Raw genomic sequence first — 24,906 nt, forward strand, 5'->3', positions numbered from 1 at the left:
CAGTCGAACTCATTGCATGTAGGTCGAAGCGAAGCCGACCGGAGGGCAATGCCCCCGGATGAATACCGCAGCGAAGGAACCCCGAGCCTCAGCGAGGGGCCGTACGTAAGGGGCGAGACTTTTTGGTTACTTTTGGGGCGTTTGCCAAAAGTGACCCGCTGTAAGAGCGGAACCGTAAGTGGCCGTTACCGCAGCAACGGATATGTACACCCGTAAAAATCCACACCGCCCGACACTCCGCCTTCGCAGTCAAGCCCCCACAGGGATCCAGCTTGTCCACAACGTGTGAACGACACAGATCCAATGCAGGGGCGCGGCTCAGGCAGACACCACCTCAACCACCGGCATTTGCCAACGCTGATTGACCACCTGCTGCCCGGGCCCATACAGCCGCAGGACCAGGGTGAACGCCCCGCTCGCCGGCGTCGGCAACCAGTTGCTCTGCTCAGCCGGCGGGGTGTTCTGCAGGATCAACGTCACCCCACCATCCGCATCCGCTTGCAAACGATCCCGGCTGCTCAGGCAGTAACGATTGATCGGGTTGGCCACTAGTTGACGGTCCGGCAAGTCATACAAGGTCAGCGACCAGAACTCGCTGGCGGGCGGCAATTGACCCGGTGCGAAACGCAGGCGATAGCTTCGCCCGCCCTGCAAGGGTTGCCCCTGATTATCCACACGAGTGCCGGTGTAGAAGGCCTCCTCCACACTGTTGCCGTAAATGCCGACATTCGCCGCAACAGCGCGGTTGAGGTAATTGCCGTCCAGCGCTTCGCGAGTGCCGAACAGGCCGAGGGTGGTGCGGACCTGGCTCACCGCCGTTTGCAGTTGCGCCTGGGCGTCCTGAATCCCGGCGAGCAATGCCTTGCGGGTGGCTGGCGGCAACGTCGCCGGGTCGAAGCCCTGGCCGGGCACAATGCCGATCCGCGCAAAGCGTGCGCGCAAGGCTTGCTCGGACGGTTGCGTCGGACACAGGCTGAGGATCTGGTTCAACACCGGGATAAACCCAAGCCCCAACCCGGTCTTGCTGTCCCAGGGTTGCCAGTCAATGGCTGGCGCAGCCACCGGCGGTGCACTGCCGATGTATTCATGCAACGAACGCAAGCCGTATTGCTGCTGCAAGGCACGCACCGCCGGCAGGTCCTCGGCGTTTTTCAGGCCCGTTCTGCCAAGCACCATGACGATTTCGGTTTCGCTGCGCAGCACGGCCGTGACGCCGTCCGGTATCTGTCCTTGCCAGCCGGGTCCGGCGATCAGGTAGTTTCCCGCCTCACGCCCGGTGCTGAGCACGCCGACATAGGCAAAGTTGTGGGTGTACTGGTCGACCAGTTGAAGCACGTAATAGCGGTCGTCGGGCACGGCCGGCACACTCAACACTTGCGGCTCGCTGCGCAGGTCGAGCCAGGCCCAGGAGTACGGCGTGTCGTTGTTCGGCGTGACGATTTCGCGGTTGTTCGGGGTGTACAACTCGCTGTAATGGCGAAAGCGATTGAAGCCGCCGACGTACTCCGGCGCAGACGCATTGAGCGCCTGTTTTTCCATGGTCTGGTAATGCATGAGCATGGGGTACGCGTAAATCCACGCCTCTTTGGCAATCTGGCGAAGGTCATCGGAATCAGCGGCCAGCAACCAGCGCGGAAACATCAGGCTGCCTCCCAATACCCCCATGCAGCTCAACACCCGGCGGCGACTGAATATCAGGTTCATGGCTCGATCCTCGCAATCGTCGGCAACCGATAACTCCCGTCCAATGCCCCGCCCTTGGGCAGATACAGGCGCAACAGCAGGTTGAACGGACCTTGTGGCGTCGGCAGCCAGTTGCCCTGCGGCGCATCCTTGGGCGCATCGGCTTGCAGGGTCAGGGTCAAGCCGCCGTCGGCATCGTATTGTAGACCAGGGCTGCGGTCGCCCAAGGCATAACGCTGGATCGGGTTGGCGGCGAGCAGTTGGGTTTTGCCGTCATACAAGGTCAGTGACCAGAACGCATTCACCGGCGGCAATTGCCCGGCGGGGAAATGCAGGCGATAGGCATGCTGGCCGCTGAGCATCTGCCCCCGGGCATCGTGCAGCGCCATCGGGTACAGCGCTTCCACCGCATCGTTGGCGTAGATGTAGCGCCAGGCAACCGCGGCACGGGTCAGGTCGTCGTCGCCGAACTTGCCGACGTTGGACGGCGACGGCAACCAGCCCTGCTGTTCCACCGACAGCTGGCTGGACGCTGCGCGCACTTGCTCGCGACCGGCTTCGGCGCCTTGGGCGACGGCTTCGTGCAAATCCGCCGGCGCCTGGAATGTGACGCCCGGCATCACACCGATGGCGGCGAAACGGGCCAGCTTTTCCTGCTCGCTGGCGCTCCACTGGTGCAGCGGCGCCAAGGCGTTGAAGGTGCTGAACAGCGCCTGCGCCGGCCCCTGTTTGGTGTCCGCATACGCTGGAAGCTGCAGCGCTGCCAAGGGTTCAGGCGCCGCGCCCCCGCTCACGGTGGACAGTGGCTGCAAGGCGTAGCCCTTCAGCACTTGAGCGGCGTCTTTCTGATCGGCTTCGCCCTTGACCTCGGTGCGCCCCAACAGGAACACCAGCCGGCTCGGCGAGCGAATCACGCCGCTGAAACCCGATGGCGCTTCACCCTTCCAGTCCGGCCCGGCGATCAGGTAGCGCCCCGCTTTATCACCCGTGGCGCGGGTGCCGATGTAGTCGAGGTTGTCGGTGCGCATGTCGACCAGTTGAAAGCTGTAGTAGCGCCCGTGCACGGTCGGCACGTCCAGCACCATCGGTTCGCTGCGCAAATCAAGCAAGGCTCGGGAATAGAAGGTGTCGTTGTTCGGCGACACCACTTTGTTGTCCTGCGGGCCGAGCAGGCGCGGTTCGCTGTAGAGCCGGTTGAACGGCAGCCTGGCGGCGATGGCGCTGAGCACTTTGTCGTGCTCGACGGTGGCGTAGGCGAACACGTAGGCCTCCTGGGCCAGTGCCTTCGCCTGGGGTTGATCGAGGGTTGCAGCGTGAACGGTACCCAGGCTTGCGCCCAGGGCAAGTGCGGATATCCAGTAGCGCACGGTAGATCTCCTTGGCAGATACAGAGCACACCACCGTCTCCTGTGGGAGCGAGCCTGCTCGCGAAAGCGGCGTGTCAGGCGACATACAAGTCGACTGGCAAGCCCTCTTCGCGAGCAGGCTCGCTCCCACCCTGGATGTGCGATGGTCAGGTAAAGGGTTACTTGGCCCAGCGCCGCAGGTCCGACGGGGTGTAGTCGTCGGTTTTGGCGGCGAAGCCCACGCGCATCGGTTCGGTCTCTTCGTTGGCCAGGCCGCCGGCGTAGTAGCGTCCGGAGATCAGGTCGTACGAGGTTTCCAGCACGTTGTAGGTGAAGCCGTGGTCGTATTGCTGAATCGCATGCAGTTCACCGCTGCGCCACAGTTCACCGCGGCTGTCGTACTGGTCCGACTGGGCGATCTGCCAGCTGTCCTCGTCCACATAGAAGCGGCGCTTGGCGTAGATATGCCGGGCACCCGGCTTGAGGGTCGCCTCCACCACCCACACCCGATGCTTCTCATAGCGGGCCAGGTCCTGGTTGACGTGGTTGGGTTGGATCACAGCGTCGTACTTGAGGTCGCGGCTGCCGATCCTGTAGCTGTTGTAAGGAATGAACAGCTCTTGCTTGCCCACCAGTTTCCAGTCGAAACGGTCCGGCGCGCCGTTGTAGCCGTCGACGTTGTCGGCGGTGATCAGGCCATTGCTGTAACGGGCACTGTTGTCATAGGCGATCATCGGCGCACGGCGCACGCGACGTTGCCCCGGCAGGTATTGCCAGGCCGAACGCGGCTCGGCGACCTGGTCGATCGGCTCATGCACCAGCACCGCTTCGCCGGACAGACGCGCCGGTTCCAGTACCCGGCTCTTGAACATGAACAGCACGTTGGAGCCCGCCTCCAGGCCACTCACGGTGTCGGCGAAGTTGATCAGCGACTGGTTGCGAACGTAGCTGGTGGCACCGTTTTCGCGCACCAGCGCGGCGCTGCTGATGCGCTCGTAACTGCCGCCGCGATAACGGGTCATGTGGTTCCACATCACCTCCAGGCCTTCGGTGGGCAGCGGAAACGGAATGCCCCTGGCGTAGTCATGCAGACCGTTGCCACCATCGGCCATGCTGGTCTTGGCCACGTTGTCGCGGCTTGCCGCCAGCACATCCTTGGGCAGATTGGCGCTGCGATGGGTCGGGTAGATGTTCATCTTGTAGGTGTCGGGAAAACGCTTGAACAAGGCGATTTGCCCGGGGCTGAGAAACTTCTCGTACTGCGCCACATTCTTCGCCGTGACGGTGAACAAGGGCTTCTCGGCCGCATAAGGGTCGCTATAGCCGCCCTTGCTGTCGACGGTGCCGGCGTTGCTCGCCAGGCCACCGGTCCAGGCCGGAATGCTGCCGTCGGCATTGGCTGCCATTTCCGAGCCCATGGGGGTCAGGGTCTTGCCCAGGGCCGCCGAATCGGTGCCTTTGGCCTGAGCCAGGCCGACGGTGCAGGCCAGGGCCAGCACGCACAATTGCATACGCATAACGGTTCTCCTTAGAAGTCTGCCTTGAAGCTGACGGATGCGAAATCGCGGTCGTCGAGGGTGCTGTAGTCGTTGGAACCGAAGAAGGCGTTGTAGGCCAGTTCCACGCTGTAATCGTTCATGTAGACGCCGGTCAGGCTCACGCCCAACGCTTGCTGGCCTTCCTGGAACGGCCCTTGCGGATCGTAGGAATAACCCTCGACGTCATGTCGCCAGTTGACGGCCGGAATCAGGTTGATGCCCGGCAACACATCGCTGTATTCGAGGCTGGCGCGCAGGCGATAACCCCACGACCACTCGGTGGCAAAGCCTTTGTCGGTGCAGTACTGGTTGGTGACCCCGGAGGCCACGGTGTTGCACGGCGTGCCGTTGCGCGGAGCACTGCGGCCGAACGCGGCGTTACGGCCAAGGCGCTCGTCCCCCAGATCCTCGATGTGCACGACACCGGCTTCACCGAACAGGCTCAGGCGCGTGGCGCCCAGCACGTTGTCGATGGCCTGGGTGGCCGAACCGGTCATCTGCCAGACGCCCTTGCGTTCCCAGGCATCGAACTGGCTGCCATTGGTGGTGCTGAAGCCGGCCGGCAATTGCACCCAGGAGCTGCCCCCCGGCCCGGAAATCACGGCGACGTTGACGTCGGGTGCGTTGATCGCCAGTGGCATGTTCGGCCGGTAGCTCAACTCGCCGGCCAGGGAAATCCCGGTGACCGGTTCGACGCCGTTGAGACTGATGCCGTACAGGTGAATGTTTTCCGGAAAGGCCGCCGCATAACTCGGCGCCTGGGTGCCACCGGGAAAGGTGCCGGGCAAGGAAGTGTTCCTGGCGTTGAGGGTGAAATACGGCAACCGCGAGTGATAGTTGATGTAGTAGATCGCCGCTTCGGCATCGTTCAGCGCCGGGATCATCTGGCGCAGGGCGAAGCCGAACTGACCGTAATCGGACGGCGACTCATTGCCCCGGGAGGTGGCGTACAACCCCGCGGCCTGCATCTGATCATCGGTCTGTACCTGGCTCAGGTACAGCGGCCCGCACCCCGGCTGAATCACGTCGCTGCTGGCGAAGAAAGTGCCGCAACCGTCGAGGACACTGGGCCGCCAGTTGTACTGGTAGAAACCCTCGAGGTTGGTGGTGTCGGTCAGACCGAAGCTGAAGGACACCATCTCCACCGGCAACTGGCCTTCCTTGATTTCCACGCCGGGACGGTTGAACGCCGAGATGTCCAGCGGGTTGATCACGTTGATGCCGTTCTGGATCAACAGCGCCTCGCCCCAGGACAACACCTGGTTACCGACCTTCACGTTCAGCGGATGCTCGGCCACCTGGAAGTCTTTCCAGACGTAGGCGTCGAGGACCTGGAAGCCCTTGAACTTCGACAAGTCGTCCCAGCCCGAATCGTCGAAATCCTTGAAGCGGCCATTGCCGGTTTCATAGGCGTGGTCGTACCAGTATTTGAAGCGCAGGAACGCGCCCTGGCCCTGGCCATCGAGACTGAAATCGGTGAGGCCCTTGAACAGCTGCGAGATGGGATCGCCCTTCTCGAAGTTCAGCCGGTTGTCATCGGCGCTGACGCTGCTGCCATTGGCATTCACGCCCTGGGCCTGCAAGGCATTGGCGCGGGTCATCAGGCTTTTGTCGGGGTTTTGCGTCGACCAACTGCTGCCCAGGCTCAGGCTGGTCTTGGTCGACAGGCTCCAGTCTTCGTTGAGGTCAAAGGTGGTGGCGCAGGCCGGCCCCGTGAGTACGGCAAAAATCGCCAACGCAAGAGGTCGCGGGCGGGTATGGCCAAGCCGGTGAAGTCGTTGGCGGACTCCGGCTGTGGCCGAGCTTTTTTTTATCATTATTGGGCTCCGGTCAGGTTTGCTCAGCCCGGACACGGTGCCCAACTATCGAGCGCGACACGCAAGCGATGGCCGACAAAAAATAATCATCGGGGATGATCTGCGGGGCGGGAGGCTTATGTTTTCAAGGCGTACATATCCGTTTTTTCGGTAACAGCCCCAAAAACCAAGGGCTCTTGCCCCTTGCATTCGGCCTCTCGAGGGGGCAAGAGGATCAAAAGCCAAAACGAGGCGGCCTGGTTCTGATACGTGCATGTTTCCCTGTAGGAGCTGCCGCAGGCTGCGATCTTTTGATTTTTATTTTTCACAATGTCGAAGGGGCGAAAGATCAAGATCAAAAGATCGCAGCCTGCGGCAGCTTCTACAGGGTGTGTGTTTAGCCGAAACAGATGGGTCGGCCATAAGGCCGCCCGCGTACAGCCCCACCACTCAACAGGCCGGGCGTTAGCTCGGCAGGCTGAGTGGAGGTGTTACCCAAAAAACGGAAATGCACCAGCCCCAAAACCAAATCAACAAATCCCGAACCAAGCCAACAAAGTCCGACAATTGTGCGGGACAGTCGCAGTACGCCCGTACTAAGCTCTGCGCTTCATTTCATCAAGGACGATTCATGAAACGCTTTGCCGTTTGCCTCCTGTACCTCCTCACCTTCAGCGCATACGCGGCAGACCTGAACCTGCTCACCGACAACCATCCACCCTTGCATTTCCAGCAAGGCGGCGAAATGGTGGGCTTTGGCGTGGACGTGGTGCGGGCACTGGCCGAGCGCACCGGGGATCGCGTGCATCTGCAGCAATTGCCGTTGCTGCGGGCTTTGCATGTCGCCGGCAGCGAACCGGCCACCGGCGTCTTCACCGTGTTGCGCACGGCCGAGCGCGATGGCCTGTATCAATGGGTCGGCCCGTTGCTGGACGTCGAAACGGCGCTGTACTCCGCCGACAGCACCCGGCAACCGGTGCACAGCCTGCTGGAAGCCGGCAGCCACGGCGCCATTGCGGTGCCGCGCAAATGGCTGGCCTACAACTACTTGCAGAAGCAGGGTCTGAACAATCTGTATGGCGTCGAGACACCCGAGCAAATGATGCGCCTGGCGCGTCTGGGGCGTGCCGACTATGTGGTGGCCGACACCCTGTCCATCGCCACCCTGGCCCGTGAAGAAGGCCTGCCACCCGGTCAATTGCACTACCAGATTCCGCTGATGCAGCAAGGCAGTTACATTGCGTTTTCCCTGCAAACCGATGCCCGTGAAGTGGCGCGCTGGCAAGGGGCGCTGGATCAGATGCGCAAGGACGGAAGCCTGGAGCGACTCAAACAACGCTGGCTGAGCGCCAACACGCCACGCTGACGGCGCGGCGTGTTGAATGGACGGCCTTAGCGCACCAGTCGCTCGGCCAGCGCCTTGGCCTGGCTCGCCACATCAGTGACGGCCGTGCTTTCCCACCACATTCCGCGCAACGGCGGGCCCATGGCAAACAGACGGCTGGCGGGCAGCCCCTGCGCGTTCAGCACCGCGCCATCGACTTCTGCCGCGATGCCCAGGGCCAAAGGCCCCGGCCGCACCAGGCCACGGGCGAGCAGTTGCCGGGGCAGCGGTCGCGCGACCCGGCGCCAGTCGTATTCGATACCGCTGGAGTTGATCAGGGCAGCACCGCTGACCACACAGGCCTGCGCCTCGCCGCGTCGTCGAAGGCGGATGCTCACCCCGCCATTGATCGAAGGCTCAAGGCCCTGGTAGGACGCTGCGTGAATACGCAACCGTCCTTCTTTATACAAGCGCTCGACCAGTTCGGCACTCAAGGGTGGCGAGCGGTGGTGATGGCTTTCCCACCAGGGCCGCACATGCCGCACGAACTGCCGACGCTGCACATCCGTCGCCTGATGCCACAAGCGGCCGATGTGTGCCCGTACCGTGTCCAGTGGCGCCTGCCAGTCGATGCCCTGGGCGATGGCGTCCCGGCAGTGTCGACGCAATTCGCGCAGCAACTGGCGAGGTGTGCGTATGTCCTGATCCTCGGCGAGAAAATCCACCCAGGCCGGTGGCTGGCGGCGCACATGGGGCAGCAGCCCATGGCGGGAAAACACGTCGATCGGCCCGCGATGTCCGGCCTGCTCGAGGGACACCACGGCGTCGACCATGGTCAGGCCCGAGCCGATGATCATGACCGTCGATTGCGCGTCGAGCTGCTGCATCGCCGCCACGTCCCACGGATCGAGGGCGGCCGCATTCAAGCCGCTGGATTGGGTTTGTGGCGTGCGCGCGGCGGGAAACATCCCGGTGGCCAGTACCGCAAAAGCGCCTTGCAAGCATCGGCCGTCGCTCAAGGTCAAACGCACGGCGTCTGCATCGACTTGCAAATCAACCACCTCGGACTGCACATGCTCGACCGTCGAACCGACCAAGGCGCCCACCGCCTGCGCTTCGGCCAGGCGTTGCCGGGCGTACAGACCGAAGATTCCCCGAGGCGGAAACAATTCGCTGATCGGCACATGCTGCTGGTCCGACTCCGGCCAGCCCCCGCCGGCAATGTAGTCGGTGAGCCATTGGGTCAGGTCGTCGGGGTTGTCCGGGTCGACACTCATCCGCGCCGCGTTGCCGTTGAGCGTATGGCCCAGTTCCACCGCGCTGTAGGCTTCGCCCCGCCCCAACTCGGCACGGGGTTCGATCACCAGCACCCGACGTCGGCCGGGCAATCGCATCAATTGCGCCGCCAGCATTGCGCCACTGAGGCCGCCACCGACAATCAGGACATCGGCGTCATTGTTCAAGGTCTGGCCCATCCTGCTCTCCCTGTTCAGATCACCACATTTCGCACAAACCGCGTCGCTACCGTCCCGTCATTGCGATAACAGTGCGGCTGGTTGCTGGCGAACATGAAGAATTCACCCGCCGCAATATTCTGTGGCCGGTCGCCGAGCATAACGGTCAGGCAACCTTCGAAGACATAAATCTGTTCGCTCCAGCCATCGGCGTCCGGCTCCGAGGGATACACTTCGCCCGGTTGCAGGCACCACTCCCACTGCTCGACTTCGCGGCTGGCGCTGGCCTTGGAGAGCAACACTGCCCTACTGCCGGGGATCGTGCCGGTCCAGGCCAGCTCATTGATACGGCTGGGATCGCGGGCATCGGGGGCCTGGATCAAATCACTGAAGGCGACGTCGAGGGCTTCGGCCACCCGGTCGAGGGTGGTCAGGCTGACATTCTTTTCCCCCGCCTCGATCGCCACCAGCATTCGGCGGCTGACACCGGATTTTTCCGCCAGCGCGGTCTGGCTCAGGTCGGCGGCATGACGCAAACGACGAACATTTTGACTGACGTGCTGGAGGACCGAAGCCCGTTGGGTAGAATCTTTGTGCACTATATTGCTCACTGAGTGGGGTTGGGCAGTATACTGCGCAACATTCGGCGCATTGTGCGTCCCCCTCCAGTAGCGTGCAAGGTCATGACGTCGGTGAATTCTCCAAAGGCATCTTCCCGTTTCACAAGGTTCAGCAAGGCCGAATGCGTGCTGGTGCTGATCACGATGGTCTGGGGCGGAACCTTCCTGCTGGTCCAGCATGCGATGACCGTCAGCGGCCCGATGTTTTTCGTCGGCCTGCGCTTTGCCGCCGCCGCGAGCATCGTCGCCCTGTTTTCCTGGCGTCACCTGCGCGACCTGAGCCTGTTCGAGCTCAAGGCCGGGTCGTTCATCGGCGTGGCGATCATGCTCGGCTACGGCTTGCAGACGGTCGGCTTGCAAAGCATTCCCAGCAGCCAATCTGCATTCATTACCGCGCTGTATGTTCCGTTCGTGCCATTGCTGCAATGGCTGGTGCTGGGACGGCGTCCGGGGTTGATGCCGAGCATCGGTATCATGCTGGCCTTTACCGGGCTGATGCTGCTGTCCGGGCCGGCCGGTGCGTCGTTCAACTTCAGCCCCGGTGAAATCGCCACCCTGATCAGCGCCGTGGCCATTGCGGCCGAGATCATCCTGATCAGCACCTATGCCGGCCAGGTCGATGTGCGCCGGGTAACAGTGGTGCAACTGGCGGTCACGTCGGTGCTGTCGTTCCTGATGGTGGTGCCGACCAACGAGGCGATTCCGGACTTTTCCTGGTTGCTGCTGTGCAGCGCACTGGGCCTCGGGGCGGCGAGTGCGGCGATTCAGGTGGCGATGAACTGGGCACAGAAAAGCGTGTCACCGACCCGCGCCACCCTGATCTATGCCGGCGAGCCGGTATGGGCCGGGATTGTCGGGCGCATCGCCGGGGAACGCCTGCCGGCGATTGCCCTGGTCGGGGCCGGGTTGATTGTGGCGGCGGTGATAGTCAGTGAGTTGAAGACCAAGGGTAAGGCGGCTGCGGTCGAAGAAGAACTGGAGCGGGAAACACAGGGTTAAGCCGTAGCCTCTGCTTTGTTTGTTGAATAGCTTTCGCGAGCGGGCTCGCTCCCACAGGGGAAACGCATTCCCACTGTGGGAGCGAGCCTGCTCGCGAAGGCGTCGGCACAGGCGAAACCCTTCTACCGGAAACAATGTTAAACAGGGCTTTTCCGTCTACCGTGTAGGATTCTGCGACAGCTTGGCGTTTGGCGATCCGGGAGCTGGCACGTATGATGCTTCACAAACTTCCGCAGATTAGAAGCCTATGTCCCTGATAGTTCTACTGCTTCTGCCTTTCATAGGCAGCTGTTTGGCGGCCGTGCTGCCGCACAATGCCCGTAACGCCGAATCCCTGCTGGCTGGCCTGATCGCCCTGATCGGCAGCATTCAGGTCGCCTTCCTGTACCCGCAGATCGCCCATGGCGGCGTCATTCGCGAAGAGTTTTCCTGGCTGCCCAGCCTGGGCCTGAACTTCGTCCTGCGCATGGACGGTTTCGCCTGGCTGTTCTCCCTGCTGGTGCTGGGCATCGGCACCCTGGTGTCGCTGTACGCCCGCTACTACATGTCGCCGAATGATCCGGTGCCGCGCTTCTTCGCGTTTTTCCTGGCCTTCATGGGCGCGATGCTGGGGCTGGTGATCTCCGGCAACCTGATCCAGATCGTGTTTTTCTGGGAGCTGACCAGCCTCTTCTCGTTCCTGCTGATCGGCTACTGGCACCATCGCGCCGATGCCCGACGCGGTGCCTACATGGCGCTGATGGTGACCGGTGCGGGCGGTTTGTGCCTGCTGGCGGGGGTCATGCTGCTTGGCCATGTGGTCGGCAGCTATGACCTGGACAAGGTCCTGGCCGCCGGCGACCTGATTCGTGCCCATGCCCTCTACCCCATCCTGTTGCCCCTGATCCTGATCGGCGCCTTGAGCAAAAGCGCGCAATTCCCCTTCCACTTCTGGCTGCCCCACGCCATGGCCGCGCCGACGCCCGTGTCGGCGTACCTGCACTCGGCGACCATGGTCAAGGCCGGGGTGTTTCTGCTCGCGCGGCTATGGCCGTCGCTTTCGGGCAGTGAAGAATGGTTCTACATCGTCAGCGGCGCCGGTGCCTGCACCCTGTTGCTCGGGGCGTATTGCGCGATGTTCCAGAACGACCTCAAGGGACTGCTGGCCTACTCGACCATCAGCCACCTCGGCCTGATCACCCTGCTGCTCGGCCTGAACAGCCCGCTGGCCGCCGTCGCCGCGGTGTTCCACATCCTCAACCACGCGACGTTCAAGGCCTCGTTGTTCATGGCCGCCGGCATCATCGACCACGAAAGCGGCACCCGCGATATCCGCAAACTCAGCGGCCTGTACAAGCTGATGCCGTTCACCGCCACCCTGGCCATGGTCGCCAGCGCCTCGATGGCCGGCGTGCCGTTGCTCAACGGATTCCTCTCCAAAGAGATGTTCTTCGCCGAAACCGTGTTCATCAATGCCACGCGCTGGGTCGAGTTGAGCCTGCCGATCGTGGCAACGATCGCCGGCACCTTCAGCGTGGCTTACTCCCTGCGTTTCACCGTGGATGTGTTCTTCGGTCCGCCCGCGACCGACTTGCCTCACACCCCCCACGAGCCACCGCGCTGGATGCGTGCGCCGGTCGAGTTGCTGGTGTTCACGTGCCTGCTGGTGGGGATCTTCCCGGCGCAGGTGGTCGGCCCGCTGCTCGCGGCGGCGGCGCAACCGGTGGTCGGCGGCACCCTGCCCGAATACAGCCTGGCCATCTGGCACGGCCTGAACGCGCCGATGATCATGAGCCTGATCGCCTTGTCCTGCGGCACCGTGCTCTACCTGCTGCTGCGCAATCAATTCAAGCGTGGACGTTTCAACCGCCCGCCCGTCATGGGTCGCCTGGACGGCAAGCACCTGTTCGAATGGGCACTGGTCGCCAGCATGCGCCTGGCCCGTCGCCTGGAGCCGCGGATTGGTACCCGGCGCCTGCAGATGCAGTTGTTCCTGGTGGTGCTCGCCGCCGTGCTGGCCGGCTTGATTCCCATGCTGCACAGCAGCCTGCACTGGGGCGACCGGCCGAAGATTCCCGGCTCGATCGTCTTTGTCACCCTGTGGTTGCTGGCCATCGCCTGTGCCCTCGGCGCGGCGTACCAGGCCAAGTATCACCGTCTGGCGGCCCTGACCATGGTCAGCGTTTGCGGCCTGATGACCTGCGTCACGTTCGTCTGGTTCTCGGCGCCGGACCTGGCCCTGACCCAACTCGCGGTCGAAGTGGTGACCACGGTGCTGATCCTGCTGGGCCTGCGCTGGCTGCCACGACGGATCGAAGAAGTCTCGCCGTTGCCGGGCAGCCTGCGCCGCGCGCGAGTGCGGCGGATCCGCGACTTGCTGCTGTCGACCGTGGTCGGTGTCGGCATGGCCTTGCTGGCCTACGCCATGCTGACGCGCCAGACCCCCAACGACATTTCCTCCTTCTACCTGAGTCGCGCCTTGCCCGAAGGTGGCGGCAGCAACGTGGTCAACGTGATGCTGGTGGACTTCCGCGGTTTCGACACCCTCGGTGAAATCACCGTACTGGTGGCCGTGGCCCTGACCGTCTACGCCCTGCTGCGCCGCTTCCGCCCGCCGAAAGAAAGCCTGCAGCTGCCGGCCCAGCAACGTTTGCTCGCACCGGATGTGGTCACCGACCTGGTCAACCCGCGTCACGCCAGCGACACCGCGCTCGGCTTCATGATGGTGCCGGCGGTGCTGGTGCGCCTGCTGTTGCCGGTGGCGCTGGTGGTGTCGTTCTACCTGTTCATGCGCGGGCACAATCAACCGGGCGGCGGCTTTGTCGCCGGGCTGGTGATGTCGGTGGCGTTCATCCTGCAATACATGGTCGCCGGCACGCAGTGGGTCGAGGCGCAAATGAGCCTGCGACCGCTGCGCTGGATGGGCACCGGACTGCTGTTTGCCACGGCCACCGGCCTGGGTGCGATGCTGGTCGGCTACCCGTTCCTGACCACCCATACCTGGCATTTTTCGTTGCCGCTGCTGGGTGACATCCACCTGGCCAGCGCGCTGTTCTTCGACATCGGCGTGTACGGCGTGGTGGTCGGCTCGACCCTGTTGATCCTCACCGCCCTCGCCCACCAATCGGTGCGCGGTCACAAAACCGCTGCCCAGCCTAAATCCGTTGCCGCCAAGGGAGCCGTCTGATGGAAGAAGTCATCGCAATCGCCATCGGCGTCCTGGCCGCGTCCGGCGTCTGGCTGATCCTGCGCCCACGGACGTTCCAGGTGGTCATGGGCCTGTGCCTGCTGTCATACGGCGTCAACCTGTTCATTTTCAGCATGGGCAGCCTGTTCATCGGCAAGGAACCGATCATCAAGGACGGCGTGCCGCAGGATCTGTTGCACTACACCGACCCGTTGCCGCAAGCGCTGGTACTGACGGCGATCGTCATCAGCTTCGCCATGACCGCGCTGTTCCTGGTGGTGCTGCTGGCGTCCCGGGGCCTGACCGGCACCGACCATGTGGATGGCCGGGAGCCCAGGGAATGATGGCGATGACCCACCTGATCGTCGCGCCCATCCTGCTGCCGTTGCTGACGGCCGCGATCATGCTGATGCTCGGCGAGAAGCACCGGCCGCTCAAGGCCAGGATCAATCTGTTCTCCAGCCTGCTCGGGCTGGGCATTGCCGTGGCGTTGTTGCAATGGACGCAAACTACCGGCGTGCCCGGCTCCATCGGCGTGTACCTGCCGAGCAACTGGCAAGTGCCGTTCGGCCTGGTGCTGGTGGTCGATCGCCTTTCGGCGCTGATGCTGGTGCTGACCGGCATCATCGGCGTCAGTGCCCTGTTGTTCGCCATGGCCCGCTGGGACAGCGCCGGTTCGAGTTTCCACGCGCTGTTCCAGATCCAGTTGATGGGGCTTTACGGCGCATTCCTCACCGCGGACCTGTTCAACCTGTTCGTGTTCTTCGAGGTGTTGCTGGCCGCGTCCTACGGGTTGATGCTCCACGGCTCGGGCCGGGCGCGGGTGTCGTCGGGGCTGCATTACATTTCGATCAACCTGCTGGCCTCGTCGCTGTTCCTGATTGGCGCGGCGCTGATCTATGGGGTGACCGGCACGCTGAACATGGCCGATCTGGCGGTAAAGATCCCGCTGGTGTCCGAAGCTGACCGGGGCTTGCTGCACGCCGGCGCGGGGATCCTGGCCGTCGCGTTTCTGGCCAAGGCCGGCATGTGGCCGTTGAACTTCTGGCTGGTGCCGGCCTATTCCTCGGCCAGCGCGCCGGTGGCGGCGATGTTCGCGATCATGACCAAGGTCGGCGTCTACACCTTGCTGCGCCTGTGGACGCTGCTGTTCTCCGCCCAGGCCGGGGCATCGGCGTTCTTTGGCGGGGAGTGGCTGATCTACGGCGGCATGGCGACCATCGTTTGCGCCGCCCTTGCGATCCTCGCCGCGCAACGCCTGGAGCGCATGGCCAGCCTGAGCATTCTGGTGTCGGCGGGCATCCTGTTGTCGACCATCGGTTTCGCCCAGCCGAACCTGGTGGGCGCAGCGCTGTTCTATCTGTTCAGCTCGACCCTGGCGTTGAGCGCGCTGTTCCTGCTGGCCGAACTGATCGAGCGCTCGCGCTCGGCCAACGAGATACAGCTCGAAGATGAAGCCGAACTGCTGCCCCGCCCTCTGGAATCCCTGCATCCCCCCAAAGGCACCAACCTCGACGACGACCAGAAAGCCGTGGTCGGCCAGGTGATCCCGTGGACCATGGCGTTTCTGGGCCTGAGCTTCATCGCCTGCGCCTTGCTGATCATCGGCATGCCGCCGCTCTCCGGGTTTATCGGCAAACTCGGGTTGATCGGCGCGCTGCTCAATCCGCTGGGCCTGGGCAACAGCGGCGACGCACCGATTTCCAACGCCGCGTGGGGCCTGCTGGTGTTGTTGATTGTGTCGGGGCTGGCATCGCTGGTCGCCTTCTCGCGCCTGGGCATCCAGCGCTTCTGGACGCCGGCGGAACGACCATCGCCCCTGCTGCGACGCCTGGAATGCGTGCCGATCTTCGCGCTGCTGGGCTTGAGCATTGCGCTGACCTTCAAGGCCGATCCGCTGCTGCGCTACACCCAGGCCGCCGCCGATGCCTTGTACAACCCGCAGCAATACGTAATGGCGGTGCTCGACACCCGCGTCGTACCGAACCCCACGGCCAAGGCGACCCCACAGGAGGTGCAACCATGAAGCGCCTGTTTCCCGCCCCCTTGCTGTCGCTGGCCTTGTGCCTGCTGTGGCTGTTGCTGAACCTGTCGACCAGTCCCGGCAATCTGCTGCTGGGGGCGGCGCTGGGGTTCTGCGCGCCGCTGATGATGCGCAGGTTGCGTCCGCTGCCGGTGCGCATCCGTCGTCCCGGGGTGATCCTGCGCCTGGTCCTGCTGGTCGGGCGTGACGTGCTGGCGTCCAACTTCGCCGTGGCCTGGGGCGTGCTCAATGCCGGGCGCCGCCCGCCACGCTCGCAATTCATCAAGGTGCCGCTGGATTTGCGCGACGCCAACGGCCTGGCCGCGCTGTCGATGATCACCACGGTGGTGCCCGGTACGGTCTGGTCGGAGCTGGCGCTGGACCGCAGCATTCTGCTGTTGCACGTCTTCGACCTGGACGACGAGGCGCTGTTCATCCAGCACTTCAAGGCGACCTACGAGCGTCCGCTGATGGAGATCTTCGAATGAGCCCCTTGCTGGCGAACGCGATCCTGCTGAGCCTGTTCCTGTTTTCCCTGGCGATGATCCTGACCCTGATCCGCCTGTTCAAAGGGCCGTCGGCCCAGGACCGGGTCCTGGCGCTGGACTACCTGTACATCGTCGCGATGCTGATAATGCTGACGCTGGGTATTCGTTATGCCAGTGACACCTACTTCGAGGCGGCGCTGCTGATCGCCCTGTTCGGTTTCGTCGGCTCGTTCGCCCTGGCGAAATTCCTGCTGCGTGGAGAGGTGATCGAATGAATACGCCCTTGTCGTTGTGGGTGGAAATCCCGGTGGCGATCCTGCTGGTGCTCGGCAGCTTGTTTGCCTTGATCGGCGCCACGGGTCTGCTGCGCATGAAGGATTACTTCCAGCGCATGCACCCACCGGCCCTGGCCTCGACGCTCGGGGCCTGGTGCGTGGCGCTGGCTTCGATCATCTATTTTTCGGCGCTCAAGTCCGCGCCGGTCCTGCACGCCTGGCTGATTCCGATCCTGCTGGCGATTACCGTGCCGGTGACCACCTTGCTGCTGGCCCGGGCGGCGCTGTTTCGCAAGCGCATGGCCGGGGATGATGTGCCGGCTGAGGTGAGTAGTCGGCGTACGGAGAGTGGTAGTTAGACCAAGGATTTGCATCGACTGGACCGGCCTCATCGCGAGCAAGCTCGCTCCCACAGTGGATTTGTGGCGCACACAAAACCTGTGGGAGCGAGCTTGCTCGCGATGAGGCCAGTACTATCACTACAGAAACGTCGCTGTATCAGACCCAGGCCACCGCCAACAACCCCGCCCCCAACACCACACACAAGGGCGAATAAACCCAGGTGTCGAGCCGGGCAAATTTCGAGCCTTTGACCTCCTTGAAAAAGCCCACCAGCTCCGAATCGCCAATGGCCCGGGCAAACAGCAAGATTGCAATGGCGCTGATCACCCACTGCAACGACCAGTGATGCAAGGGTGGCAGGCACCAACCCACCCGCAGGCACACCAGCACGGCAATCAACAGCAATGCCCCGGCCACCACCAGCGTGATCCAGCCTCGCGGCTTGAACGCCGGCCTCAGTTTTGTGCTGCCCTCCTGCGGTACTTGCGGGACCGCCGCCACCGCCGCCCACTCGCCACCCAACGCCCAATACACATGCACCAGACTGATCACGGCGAAGATCGTCACCAGCCATTGAGCCAACAGCAAGGTCATGGTCAGGAATCCTTGAAAGGGATTTGAACAGAACATTGTAGGAGCTGCCGCAGGCTGCGATCTTTTGATTTTGCTTTTTCAGACAAGATCGAAAGATCGCAGCCTGCGGCAGCTCCTACAGGGCGGCGGAGACTTTGTCCGCCACGTCCTTGGGCAGCCAGGCCCGCCAGACGTCCGGATGGGCCTTCATGAACGCCTGCGCCGCCTGACGTGGCGGCGTATGTTTCTCGCTCATCTCGGCCAGCGCCTTGTTCAGCGGGTCGATCGGAAAGTCGACCTTGGCAAAGAACTCGGCTATCTGCGGATATTGTTTCTGGAAGGGAGTGGACACGCCGATCGACAGTTTCGAAGCCAGGGAGCGGGTCGGCCGTGGATTGGGGTTGTCGGCGTCGGTCAGGGTCTTCCAGGCTTCGGCGTCGAACGGTGGCTCTTCCAGTTGAATCAGCTTGAAGCGGCCGAGCAACGGCGTGGGCGACCAGTAGTAAAACAGCACCGGCTTGCCACGATGAATGGACGAACTGATCTCTGCATCCAGGGCCGCGCCCGAACCGCTGCGGAAGTTTACGTAGCTGTCCTCCAGCCCGTACGCCTTGAGCTTCTGCTTGTTGACCACTTCCGAGGTCCAGCCGATAGGGCTGTTGAGGAAACGCCCCTTGGATGGGGCTTCCGGGTCCTTGAACACGTCCTTGTAGCGCGGCAGGTCGCTGACGCTGCGCAGGTCCGGCGCCAGCGGCTTGATGCCCTTGGCCGGATCGCCCTTGATCACGTATTCCGGCACCCACCAGCCTTCGGTAGCGCCCTTGACCGTGTCGCCGAGGCTGACGACTTTGCCTTCGGCTTCGGCCTTGACCCAGACCGGGCTGCGACCGGCCCACTCTTCGCCAATGACCTGGATGTCATTGTTGGCCAGCGCCGTTTCCAGGGTGATGGTGGTACCCGGCAAGGTATCGGTGGGCAGCCCGTAGCCCTTCTCGACAATGATGCGCAGGACATCGGTAATCAGGCTGCCGCTTTCCCAGTTCAGGTCGGCGAAGTGGATCGGCGCCTGGGCGGCAAACACCGGGGCGGGTGTCGCCAGCAAACCGAAAGTGGCCAGGACAGCAGCCAGCAACCGTCGTAATCCGTTCATGCTTTTGCACCTCGTGCTGTTCACAGCAATAGCAGGATGGCCTGGCAGTAGACCGCGAAGCCTCTGAATACTCAGTCCAATGACTGTAGTAGAGGTTCCCGTTTTCGAGGTGCGTGGATCAGTTTTCGGAAGTTTCCTGCAAACGCGTCAGCTCTCGTCTGACCATGCTGGCGTAGGGCGCCGGTTGCAGTTGGTAAAGCTGTGACGCCACCCAGTTCAGCCAGGCTCCTTGCAGAAGGGGCTTGTGCTCGAACAGCCGCCGCGCTTCGTCTTGAGCGCTGGCCAGGTTCTGTTCGTGGAAGTCGGCGCGGGTCAGGGTCATCACTCGCTGGCCTTGAAGGTCACCAGCTCGCCCTTGCGCCACTTGGCCACTTTGGCGGTCACGGCCTTGAGGGTCTTGGTCAGGCCTTCCTGCAACTGTTGATGGGCGGCAAACACCATCACCACGCTGTGACCTTCCTTGAACACGACCCCCTGACCGTCGGCGCTGGTCACGAAGGCGTAATCGCCAATTCCGTAAACCGTCAGCTTGATGTCGCGGAACCTGATGTCCAGCTTGCCGCCTTCGCGACTGGGCAGCACGGAGGCGCTGAAATGATCGCCGACCTTGAGTTTGAGTCCGGGCTTGTCGTCCACCACCAGGGCTGATTCGGTGTCGATTTCGGCAATGTAAATGCCTTCAGCGTTCTGTTCGGTGATGTAAACGAAACGTGACTGAAACTGCTTGACCAGCTTTGCGCGCAAATCGCCCAGCACGAACAAGGCATGCATATCGAGATTACTTACTGCCAAGGAAACATCCCCACATCTGAAAAATGGCGCCGTACGCGAAAATAAACGCACAGCCAAAAAAGCGGCAATGCCGAAGGTGTAGCCAGAGAACCCGGATTGAAGTCCTGAATGAGCAGTGCACTCATTCATCACGAAGCTTGAGAAGACTACTGGAACGTCACTCGCGTCGTCCTGACTGGCGTTCGTCACAGGCTGAAGGAAAACGCCCTTCCTGCTGCCAGAAAATTATGGACTATCAACTTCTGGGAAAAATCTCACCAAGAGAAAAAAATTTCCTACATATCGTCAGCAAAAAATTGCTTTAGATAAACATCATTCACCCACCAGTCAGGGTGATTCTAGAGCAGCGATGCTCCTGGAGACTAGCCAAAACGACGTACATACGTCGGTAAAACAATGAAAAGGACTTCATATGTGCACACTGACACACTTTGCCTATCCCTTGCTGCCTGACTCGAAAACAACAGCGATCTCGCAGCCGATACCGTTCGGCCGCTCTGAACCGCTCCCCGATGTCCCTTCCCGCCCGCGATTTCAGGTGGTGATGGCGGGCATTGCCTTCTTTCACATCAAGGATATTTCTACAGGCTGCGTAAGAGGTTTCCGAGCCAATCATAACGAAGCCTGTGCCCTCGCTCGTTTTCTTGAATCACACGGTTGACAGGCCCGCCGCGCTGATTTTCATCGACGTTTGGTCTGCCCGTCGACTTATCTCAGCCGTCGACGGGCAACTACTGCCATACTGCCCGCCCAATAAAACGAATCCGCAAAAAATCGGATGGCGTTGACAACAACAATGTATTTCCAGGGGAAGTCTGCAACGTGACGGAATTTGATATCGGCGAGTTTTTTATCCGGGGTGAAGCCAGAGAAGTCGAGGGTGAATTCCAGGCCGTGATTGTCATGCGCGCCAAACCTCCGCTCAAGACCGTGACCTATCACCAGGTCGAAAAAGATCGCTGGTTCAAAACTCCGGATGTCGCCGCCATCGCGGCCCAGGAATCGGCCAGGGAACTGAAGGCTGCGGTCGATGCCGGAGCACTGAAAGCCTGATAGCCGGATTGGCGGTCTATGCTCTGTGTTGCGTTTGAACATCGTGATCGAACTCCACCCGTGCGGCGCCCTCGAAACCAGGAGACCGCACCTCGCCCCTCGACCCGACTGATGACCTGCAAGGAGATGAAGATGGAATCACCGACACACGACTTGAAAGGCCTGTTCGACCAGCTCGGCCTGGACTCGAGCCAGAAAGCGATCGACGACTTCATTGCCGGCCATTCCCTGCCCGACGACAAGAAGCTCATCGACGCCGAGTTCTGGTCACCGCAGCAGGCCGGCTTCCTCAAGGAACAACTGCGCGAAGACGCAGACTGGGCGCGGGTGGTCGACGACCTGAACCTGCGCATGCACCAGACCCACTGACCACTTCAATGCAGGCTGTCAGGTTTTTCGGCGTTCAATTGCGCCAACCAGGCAGCCTTGCACTCCTCCGCTTCGTCGCGACTGGAGAACGCCGTGCCCCGGCGCTCGCCATTGAGCAACACCACCCAGCAAACCTTGCGTCCCATGGAGCGCAGATTGGCAGGTACGCCGCTGCCGATCATGACCGCGACATCAACTTTGCCTTGCATGCTGACCTCGAATTTCATTAGCAACCTAATTAATAGGTATGCTAGTTAAATTCTCGACGAGGAAACAGCAAAACGCTGCACAGGTCAGTTGCAGGATTTGTAACAATCACTCAAGGATGAACACTGTACCTGTGGCGAGGGAGCTTGCTCCCGTCGGGGCGCGAAGCGGCCCCTCCTTTTCCCTGAAGAGCAGGGACTGCTTCGCAGTCCAACGGGAGCAAGCTCCCTCGCCACAGATTACTTGTAGTTCGCTCAAGCATCAGCGGCTTCTAGCGCGGTTTTTCCGGCTTGTAGCCCAGGCGCAAACCGCCCCAATGCCGCCCCTTGAGCATGATCGGCACCGAAAGATCGTGCATCAACTCGCCGGTGTCGCGGGTATAGGTTTGCAGCAGCACGGCCTTCTGATGGCTGCCGCAGCGGATCCCGGTGCGGTCGGCGAACTTGCGTTTGGTCCGGTTCTGCAAGGCATCGACCTGCGCGTCCCCCGTCAGCGGCTGGCTGAACGCATGGTTGTGGGTCGGCACATAACCCTGCTGGGTGCAGGCGATGGCGAACACCAATCCTTCGTGACGCGGCAACAACGGCTCCTGGATCGTTGGCAAAACCTGATCGGTGTAGCGGTCGAAACGCGTCTGGTACTTGGCCGGGTTGGTATGGGGGATGACCTGGTAGTTGCGGTCGAACAGATCGTCCAGGCTGATTCGACCGGCTTCGATATCTGCCTCGAAACGCTCTGCAATCCGGCTCGCGCCTTCCCGGGCCAGGTCGTAGATCCGCTGGTGATAATCATCCAGCCCGACCTCGGCCAGTCGCTCGCTGATGGTTTCGGCCTGCCCTTCCATTTGCACCGCGGCCTGGGCCAGACGCTGAGTCTGCTGGTCGCTGACCGCCAGGTCGCTGCGCATCTGTTCGATGGCGTGAAACAGGCTGTCGAGCTGTTCACGGTTGGTGTCTGCGCCCTGGGCGATTTCCCCGACCTGGGACTCGACACTGGCCGCCAGACGGGCAATGTTCTCCAGGTGCTGTCCCGTGCGCTCGACCTGCTCGACGCCGGTGTCGAGGTCGCTGGACAGTTGGCGGATCTGCTCCACCACCTGCGCCGTACGTTGCTGGATATCGGCCACCATCTCGCCGACTTCGCCCGTCGCGGTCGCCGTGCGCGCGGCAAGCCCGCGCACCTCGTCGGCCACCACAGCAAACCCGCGACCGTGCTCCCCCGCCCGCGCCGCTTCAATGGCGGCGTTCAACGCCAACAGGTTGGTCTGGCTGGCGATGGACTGAATCACCAGGGTCACGCGCTGGATATCATCGCTGCGCAGGCTCAAGGCTTCGATCAGTTCACGGCTGTTGCTGGCGCGCTGGCTGAGCTGATGCATGCGGGCAATGGACTCGATCAGTTCCGTACGCCCCACCGCGCCGCTTTGATGAGCCTCGCTGGCGGCGCTCAGCGCTTGGCGACTGAGCAGCGAGGTGGCGTGTTCGGTAGTAATCATGACCTCGGCGTTGCTGACGATCTGTGCCGCCGCCGAGAGCTGCGATTGCAGTTTTTCCGCCAGTTGCCGAACCGAGAACGCCACCCCGGCGGCCGAGAGCGCGTTATGGCTGGTCGTGTAGGAAAGATCGCGAGTCAACTCGCCGATGGCATCGGAGTTGTCGGGAGAAGCCGCCTGTGGGGTCGCGCGCGAACGCAAGCGAGGCAGCCAGATGATCATTACGGCCAGGGGCAGGCCAAGGTAGAGCGACCAACCGCCCAACGTCATGCCACATAACAACAGCATCAGGGCGATGCTTTGCAGCGTCGGTGTCAGCCAGCGGTTTTTCGGCAACAGCACTGGTGCAGGCACTGCCGCAGCCAGAAACCCGTCTCTTGTCATCATCGTCACCCCGGAAAACTTCTAATTGTTGTCTTCGCATTAAACGCCGGCATAAGGCCATTATCCATGAGCCTTTAGTCGCGAACGTTGCAGCAGATCAATAGAAGAATCGGGAAATCGCAGACGACAGAAAACAAAGATCGCAGCCTTCAGCAACGCCTACGGAACAAATGTAGGAGCTGCCGAAGGCTGCGATCTTTTCCAGGCAGCCCCGGATTAACGGGGCTGCCTAACAGAATCAGGCCTGACGCTGGTGCTTGTCGATTTGCTCGTGACGCTCTTGAGCTTCGATGCAGTACTTGGTGGTCGGGCTGATCAGCAGGCGCTTGAGGCCAATCGGCTCGCCGCTGTCGTCGCACCAGCCAAAGCTGTCTTCCTTGATGCGCTCAAGGGCTTGCTCCAACTGAGGCAGCATGCGCTGGTCGCGATCGATCGCGTTCACCAGCCAGGTGCGCTCTTCTTCGACCGAAGCCGCGTCTGCCGGATCGGCCGGGGTGTCCAGGCTTTCGATGGCGATGCGGTTCTGTTCGATGCGCTCATGGGTTTCGACTTTCATGTTCTGCAACAGCTCGGAGAAAAAAGCATGTTGCTCGGCATTCATGTAGTCATCCGCCGGCATGGCCAGCAACTTGTCCTTTGTCATTGATATCTCTATAAAAAAACGTGCATTAAGGCGAATAAGGGAGCGTTCCGGCAGACCTTGGCAGGCCATCGGAAAGGCGCCGTTTGTTCCAAGCGCCACCCGGCACTCAATTTACGAGGGGCGGCAGTCTACGGCCGACTTGAGGCCTCAGCAACTGAAAAGACAGCGAATTTGTCCGACAAAGCCCTGAAAATGCTCTACAGCAGGCTTTGAGGCGGTAATCGGAGTGCGTTTATAGCAAGAAATTCAATCGAGCGGCTGTATATAGAAGACAAACGGCCTGCACGGGGCCATTTTCCCTGCCATTTGCACGGCTGCGAACCTCAGCTAAGGTTGTCCCTCCCGAAATGGCCATATAAAGGAAAGGACCATGAAGCTGATCGGTATGCTGGACTCGCCCTATGTCAGGCGCGCCGCCATTTCTGCCAAATGCCTGGGAATCACGCTGGAACATCAATCGGTTTCGGTGTTCCGCCACTTCGAACAATTCCGGGAGATCAACCCGGTGGTCAAGGCGCCCACCCTGGTGCTGGATGATGGTGAGGTGTTGATGGACTCGACGCTGATCATCGACTACCTGGAATCCCTGGCCGATAACAGCCTGATGCCCGTCGAACCGGCTCAGCGTCTGCGCGCGTTGCGCCTGATCGGCCTGGCGCTGGCCGCCAGCGAAAAGTCCGTGCAGCTTTACTACGAGCGCAACCTGCGGCCGGCGGAAATTCAATTCGAGCCTTGGGTGCAGCGGGTCGAAGGACAGCTGGTGGCGGCCTGGTCGGCACTGGAGCGGGAGCTGGAAAAGCAGCCGCTGAAGACTGAGGGTGCGATCGGGCAGGACGGCATAACACTGGCGGTGGCCTGGAGCTTCACCAACCTGGTGGTGCCGGACCAGGTGAGTGCGGCGCAGTTTCCGCGGATCGCCGCGTTCACGGCGTATGCCGAAGGGCTTGAGGTGTTTGTCGGTACGCCGATTGACTGACGGATTCATTTCGCCTCATCGACCGCCATCGCGAGCAAGCTCGCTCCCACAGGAAAGCGTGATTCCCTGTGGGAGCGAGCTTGCTCGCGATGGCTTAAGCAAAAGCGCCGCTTCACCCAAAGGCAGAAGCGGCAGTCGAATCAATGCACAAACAACGCAATCAGGATAATGATCGGGATCGGCACGCCGAGAAAGAACAGCAGTAATGAACGC

General features: G+C 61.9%; 25 protein-coding genes. 12 read left to right on the forward strand and 13 right to left on the reverse strand.

Going from position 1 to position 24,906, the window contains the following annotated elements; genetic code table 11:
• Window positions 1–318: 318 nt before the first annotated feature.
• From AC3WJW_RS28050 to AC3WJW_RS28065, 4 genes are all read right to left on the reverse strand, one after another.
• Entirely contained in the window at window positions 319–1,704 is a 1,386-nt protein-coding gene (locus AC3WJW_RS28050) for a DUF1254 domain-containing protein (protein ID WP_493728253.1), read from the reverse strand.
• Complete coding sequence (locus AC3WJW_RS28055) at window positions 1,701–3,050, reverse strand: DUF1254 domain-containing protein (protein WP_493728254.1); 1,350 nt, start codon at window positions 3,048–3,050, stop codon at window positions 1,701–1,703. The genes AC3WJW_RS28050 and AC3WJW_RS28055 overlap by 4 nt, the downstream gene beginning before the upstream one ends.
• 158 nt (window positions 3,051–3,208) lie before the next feature.
• Window positions 3,209–4,546 (reverse strand): DUF1329 domain-containing protein, encoded by a 1,338-nt coding sequence (locus AC3WJW_RS28060; RefSeq protein ID WP_493728255.1) that lies wholly within the window; start codon window positions 4,544–4,546, stop codon window positions 3,209–3,211.
• An 11-nt stretch (window positions 4,547–4,557) separates the two neighbouring features.
• Window positions 4,558–6,384, reverse strand: a complete 1,827-nt coding sequence (locus AC3WJW_RS28065; RefSeq protein ID WP_493728256.1) for a DUF1302 domain-containing protein — start codon at window positions 6,382–6,384, stop codon at window positions 4,558–4,560.
• Window positions 6,385–6,994: 610 nt separating this feature from the next.
• On the opposite strand from AC3WJW_RS28065, the gene AC3WJW_RS28070 reads away from it, so the two are divergent.
• Window positions 6,995–7,729: a substrate-binding periplasmic protein gene (locus AC3WJW_RS28070; protein ID WP_493728257.1), complete on the forward strand. Its 735-nt coding sequence runs from the start codon at window positions 6,995–6,997 to the stop codon at window positions 7,727–7,729.
• Between the two features lie 26 nt (window positions 7,730–7,755).
• On the opposite strand, the gene AC3WJW_RS28075 is transcribed toward AC3WJW_RS28070, so the two are convergent.
• The gene (locus tag AC3WJW_RS28075) at window positions 7,756–9,162 is read right to left on the reverse strand and encodes an FAD/NAD(P)-binding protein (RefSeq protein WP_493728258.1); all 1,407 of its coding nucleotides are present in this window, start codon (window positions 9,160–9,162) and stop codon (window positions 7,756–7,758) included.
• Between the two features lie 14 nt (window positions 9,163–9,176).
• Complete coding sequence (locus tag AC3WJW_RS28080; RefSeq protein ID WP_493728259.1) at window positions 9,177–9,740, reverse strand: helix-turn-helix domain-containing protein; 564 nt, start codon at window positions 9,738–9,740, stop codon at window positions 9,177–9,179.
• Window positions 9,741–9,824: 84 nt separating this feature from the next.
• Here AC3WJW_RS28080 and AC3WJW_RS28085 point away from each other — a divergent pair, with 84 nt between their 5' ends.
• From AC3WJW_RS28085 to AC3WJW_RS28115, 7 genes are all read left to right on the forward strand, one after another.
• A complete protein-coding gene (locus AC3WJW_RS28085; protein ID WP_493728260.1) occupies window positions 9,825–10,760 on the forward strand; it encodes a DMT family transporter in 936 nt (311 codons plus the stop codon).
• Window positions 10,761–11,007: 247 nt separating this feature from the next.
• Window positions 11,008–13,926 (forward strand): monovalent cation/H+ antiporter subunit A, encoded by a 2,919-nt coding sequence (locus tag AC3WJW_RS28090; RefSeq protein WP_493728261.1) that lies wholly within the window; start codon window positions 11,008–11,010, stop codon window positions 13,924–13,926.
• The gene (locus tag AC3WJW_RS28095) at window positions 13,926–14,270 is read left to right on the forward strand and encodes a Na+/H+ antiporter subunit C (protein WP_007973781.1); all 345 of its coding nucleotides are present in this window, start codon (window positions 13,926–13,928) and stop codon (window positions 14,268–14,270) included. Before AC3WJW_RS28090 ends, AC3WJW_RS28095 begins: the two co-directional genes overlap by 1 nt.
• Window positions 14,267–15,952, forward strand: coding sequence for a monovalent cation/H+ antiporter subunit D (locus AC3WJW_RS28100; protein WP_492583812.1), 1,686 nt, complete (start codon window positions 14,267–14,269; stop codon window positions 15,950–15,952). Before AC3WJW_RS28095 ends, AC3WJW_RS28100 begins: the two co-directional genes overlap by 4 nt.
• Complete coding sequence (locus tag AC3WJW_RS28105; RefSeq protein ID WP_493728262.1) at window positions 15,949–16,437, forward strand: Na+/H+ antiporter subunit E; 489 nt, start codon at window positions 15,949–15,951, stop codon at window positions 16,435–16,437. The genes AC3WJW_RS28100 and AC3WJW_RS28105 overlap by 4 nt, the downstream gene beginning before the upstream one ends.
• A complete protein-coding gene (locus AC3WJW_RS28110) occupies window positions 16,434–16,712 on the forward strand; it encodes a K+/H+ antiporter subunit F (RefSeq protein WP_493728263.1) in 279 nt (92 codons plus the stop codon). The genes AC3WJW_RS28105 and AC3WJW_RS28110 overlap by 4 nt, the downstream gene beginning before the upstream one ends.
• Entirely contained in the window at window positions 16,709–17,071 is a 363-nt protein-coding gene (locus tag AC3WJW_RS28115; protein ID WP_007973772.1) for a Na+/H+ antiporter subunit G, read from the forward strand. Before AC3WJW_RS28110 ends, AC3WJW_RS28115 begins: the two co-directional genes overlap by 4 nt.
• 139 nt (window positions 17,072–17,210) lie before the next feature.
• Here the strand turns inward: AC3WJW_RS28115 and AC3WJW_RS28120 are convergent, their stop codons facing one another.
• The 4 genes from AC3WJW_RS28120 to AC3WJW_RS28135 form a co-directional block, all read right to left on the reverse strand.
• Complete coding sequence (locus tag AC3WJW_RS28120; RefSeq protein WP_493728264.1) at window positions 17,211–17,648, reverse strand: DUF3995 domain-containing protein; 438 nt, start codon at window positions 17,646–17,648, stop codon at window positions 17,211–17,213.
• Between the two features lie 115 nt (window positions 17,649–17,763).
• Complete coding sequence (locus tag AC3WJW_RS28125) at window positions 17,764–18,777, reverse strand: ABC transporter substrate-binding protein (protein ID WP_493728265.1); 1,014 nt, start codon at window positions 18,775–18,777, stop codon at window positions 17,764–17,766.
• 118 nt (window positions 18,778–18,895) lie between these two features.
• Complete coding sequence (locus AC3WJW_RS28130) at window positions 18,896–19,099, reverse strand: hypothetical protein (protein ID WP_095967984.1); 204 nt, start codon at window positions 19,097–19,099, stop codon at window positions 18,896–18,898.
• Window positions 19,099–19,569, reverse strand: a complete 471-nt coding sequence (locus AC3WJW_RS28135) for a hypothetical protein (RefSeq protein ID WP_493728266.1) — start codon at window positions 19,567–19,569, stop codon at window positions 19,099–19,101. Before AC3WJW_RS28135 ends, AC3WJW_RS28130 begins: the two co-directional genes overlap by 1 nt.
• Before the next feature lie 412 nt (window positions 19,570–19,981).
• Here AC3WJW_RS28135 and AC3WJW_RS28140 point away from each other — a divergent pair, with 412 nt between their 5' ends.
• From AC3WJW_RS28140 to AC3WJW_RS28150, 3 genes are all read left to right on the forward strand, one after another.
• A complete protein-coding gene (locus tag AC3WJW_RS28140) occupies window positions 19,982–20,230 on the forward strand; it encodes a hypothetical protein (RefSeq protein WP_493728267.1) in 249 nt (82 codons plus the stop codon).
• 161 nt (window positions 20,231–20,391) lie between these two features.
• A complete protein-coding gene (locus tag AC3WJW_RS28145) occupies window positions 20,392–20,622 on the forward strand; it encodes a hypothetical protein (protein ID WP_007973761.1) in 231 nt (76 codons plus the stop codon).
• Window positions 20,623–20,754: 132 nt separating this feature from the next.
• A complete protein-coding gene (locus AC3WJW_RS28150) occupies window positions 20,755–20,991 on the forward strand; it encodes a DUF2789 domain-containing protein (RefSeq protein WP_007973758.1) in 237 nt (78 codons plus the stop codon).
• A gap of 5 nt (window positions 20,992–20,996) precedes the next feature.
• Here AC3WJW_RS28150 and AC3WJW_RS28155 read toward each other — a convergent pair whose 3' ends face one another.
• The 3 genes from AC3WJW_RS28155 to AC3WJW_RS28165 form a co-directional block, all read right to left on the reverse strand.
• Window positions 20,997–21,200, reverse strand: coding sequence for a hypothetical protein (locus AC3WJW_RS28155; RefSeq protein WP_493728268.1), 204 nt, complete (start codon window positions 21,198–21,200; stop codon window positions 20,997–20,999).
• A 269-nt stretch (window positions 21,201–21,469) separates the two neighbouring features.
• Window positions 21,470–23,077, reverse strand: a complete 1,608-nt coding sequence (locus tag AC3WJW_RS28160; protein WP_493728269.1) for a methyl-accepting chemotaxis protein — start codon at window positions 23,075–23,077, stop codon at window positions 21,470–21,472.
• A gap of 235 nt (window positions 23,078–23,312) precedes the next feature.
• Complete coding sequence (locus AC3WJW_RS28165) at window positions 23,313–23,717, reverse strand: TraR/DksA family transcriptional regulator (RefSeq protein WP_007935965.1); 405 nt, start codon at window positions 23,715–23,717, stop codon at window positions 23,313–23,315.
• Between the two features lie 370 nt (window positions 23,718–24,087).
• Between AC3WJW_RS28165 and AC3WJW_RS28170 the strand changes: the two genes are divergently transcribed.
• Window positions 24,088–24,693 carry a glutathione S-transferase gene (locus AC3WJW_RS28170; RefSeq protein WP_493728270.1) on the forward strand — a complete coding sequence of 202 codons (606 nt, stop codon included), beginning with the start codon at window positions 24,088–24,090 and terminating at the stop codon, window positions 24,691–24,693.
• Window positions 24,694–24,906: the final 213 nt, after the last annotated feature.

This window comes from Pseudomonas sp. GW821-FHT07G06, assembly GCF_058986625.1.

What these genes read in the sequence shown, in the direction of transcription:
- AC3WJW_RS28150 (WP_007973758.1), top strand. Translation starts at nt 20,755, where the DNA reads ATGGAATCACCGACACACGACTTGAAAGGCCTGTTCGACCAGCTCGGC.
- AC3WJW_RS28155 (WP_493728268.1), bottom strand. Translation starts at nt 21,200, where the DNA reads ATGCAAGGCAAAGTTGATGTCGCGGTCATGATCGGCAGCGGCGTACCT.
- AC3WJW_RS28070 (WP_493728257.1), top strand. Translation starts at nt 6,995, where the DNA reads ATGAAACGCTTTGCCGTTTGCCTCCTGTACCTCCTCACCTTCAGCGCA.
- AC3WJW_RS28140 (WP_493728267.1), top strand. Translation starts at nt 19,982, where the DNA reads ATGTGCACACTGACACACTTTGCCTATCCCTTGCTGCCTGACTCGAAA.
- AC3WJW_RS28090 (WP_493728261.1), top strand. Translation starts at nt 11,008, where the DNA reads ATGTCCCTGATAGTTCTACTGCTTCTGCCTTTCATAGGCAGCTGTTTG.
- AC3WJW_RS28160 (WP_493728269.1), bottom strand. Translation starts at nt 23,077, where the DNA reads ATGATGACAAGAGACGGGTTTCTGGCTGCGGCAGTGCCTGCACCAGTG.
- AC3WJW_RS28105 (WP_493728262.1), top strand. Translation starts at nt 15,949, where the DNA reads ATGAAGCGCCTGTTTCCCGCCCCCTTGCTGTCGCTGGCCTTGTGCCTG.
- AC3WJW_RS28125 (WP_493728265.1), bottom strand. Translation starts at nt 18,777, where the DNA reads ATGAACGGATTACGACGGTTGCTGGCTGCTGTCCTGGCCACTTTCGGT.
- AC3WJW_RS28120 (WP_493728264.1), bottom strand. Translation starts at nt 17,648, where the DNA reads ATGACCTTGCTGTTGGCTCAATGGCTGGTGACGATCTTCGCCGTGATC.
- AC3WJW_RS28170 (WP_493728270.1), top strand. Translation starts at nt 24,088, where the DNA reads ATGAAGCTGATCGGTATGCTGGACTCGCCCTATGTCAGGCGCGCCGCC.
- AC3WJW_RS28130 (WP_095967984.1), bottom strand. Translation starts at nt 19,099, where the DNA reads ATGACCCTGACCCGCGCCGACTTCCACGAACAGAACCTGGCCAGCGCT.
- AC3WJW_RS28115 (WP_007973772.1), top strand. Translation starts at nt 16,709, where the DNA reads ATGAATACGCCCTTGTCGTTGTGGGTGGAAATCCCGGTGGCGATCCTG.
- AC3WJW_RS28095 (WP_007973781.1), top strand. Translation starts at nt 13,926, where the DNA reads ATGGAAGAAGTCATCGCAATCGCCATCGGCGTCCTGGCCGCGTCCGGC.
- AC3WJW_RS28050 (WP_493728253.1), bottom strand. Translation starts at nt 1,704, where the DNA reads ATGAACCTGATATTCAGTCGCCGCCGGGTGTTGAGCTGCATGGGGGTA.
- AC3WJW_RS28060 (WP_493728255.1), bottom strand. Translation starts at nt 4,546, where the DNA reads ATGCGTATGCAATTGTGCGTGCTGGCCCTGGCCTGCACCGTCGGCCTG.
- AC3WJW_RS28085 (WP_493728260.1), top strand. Translation starts at nt 9,825, where the DNA reads ATGACGTCGGTGAATTCTCCAAAGGCATCTTCCCGTTTCACAAGGTTC.
- AC3WJW_RS28165 (WP_007935965.1), bottom strand. Translation starts at nt 23,717, where the DNA reads ATGACAAAGGACAAGTTGCTGGCCATGCCGGCGGATGACTACATGAAT.
- AC3WJW_RS28075 (WP_493728258.1), bottom strand. Translation starts at nt 9,162, where the DNA reads ATGGGCCAGACCTTGAACAATGACGCCGATGTCCTGATTGTCGGTGGC.
- AC3WJW_RS28110 (WP_493728263.1), top strand. Translation starts at nt 16,434, where the DNA reads ATGAGCCCCTTGCTGGCGAACGCGATCCTGCTGAGCCTGTTCCTGTTT.
- AC3WJW_RS28065 (WP_493728256.1), bottom strand. Translation starts at nt 6,384, where the DNA reads ATGATAAAAAAAAGCTCGGCCACAGCCGGAGTCCGCCAACGACTTCAC.
- AC3WJW_RS28100 (WP_492583812.1), top strand. Translation starts at nt 14,267, where the DNA reads ATGATGGCGATGACCCACCTGATCGTCGCGCCCATCCTGCTGCCGTTG.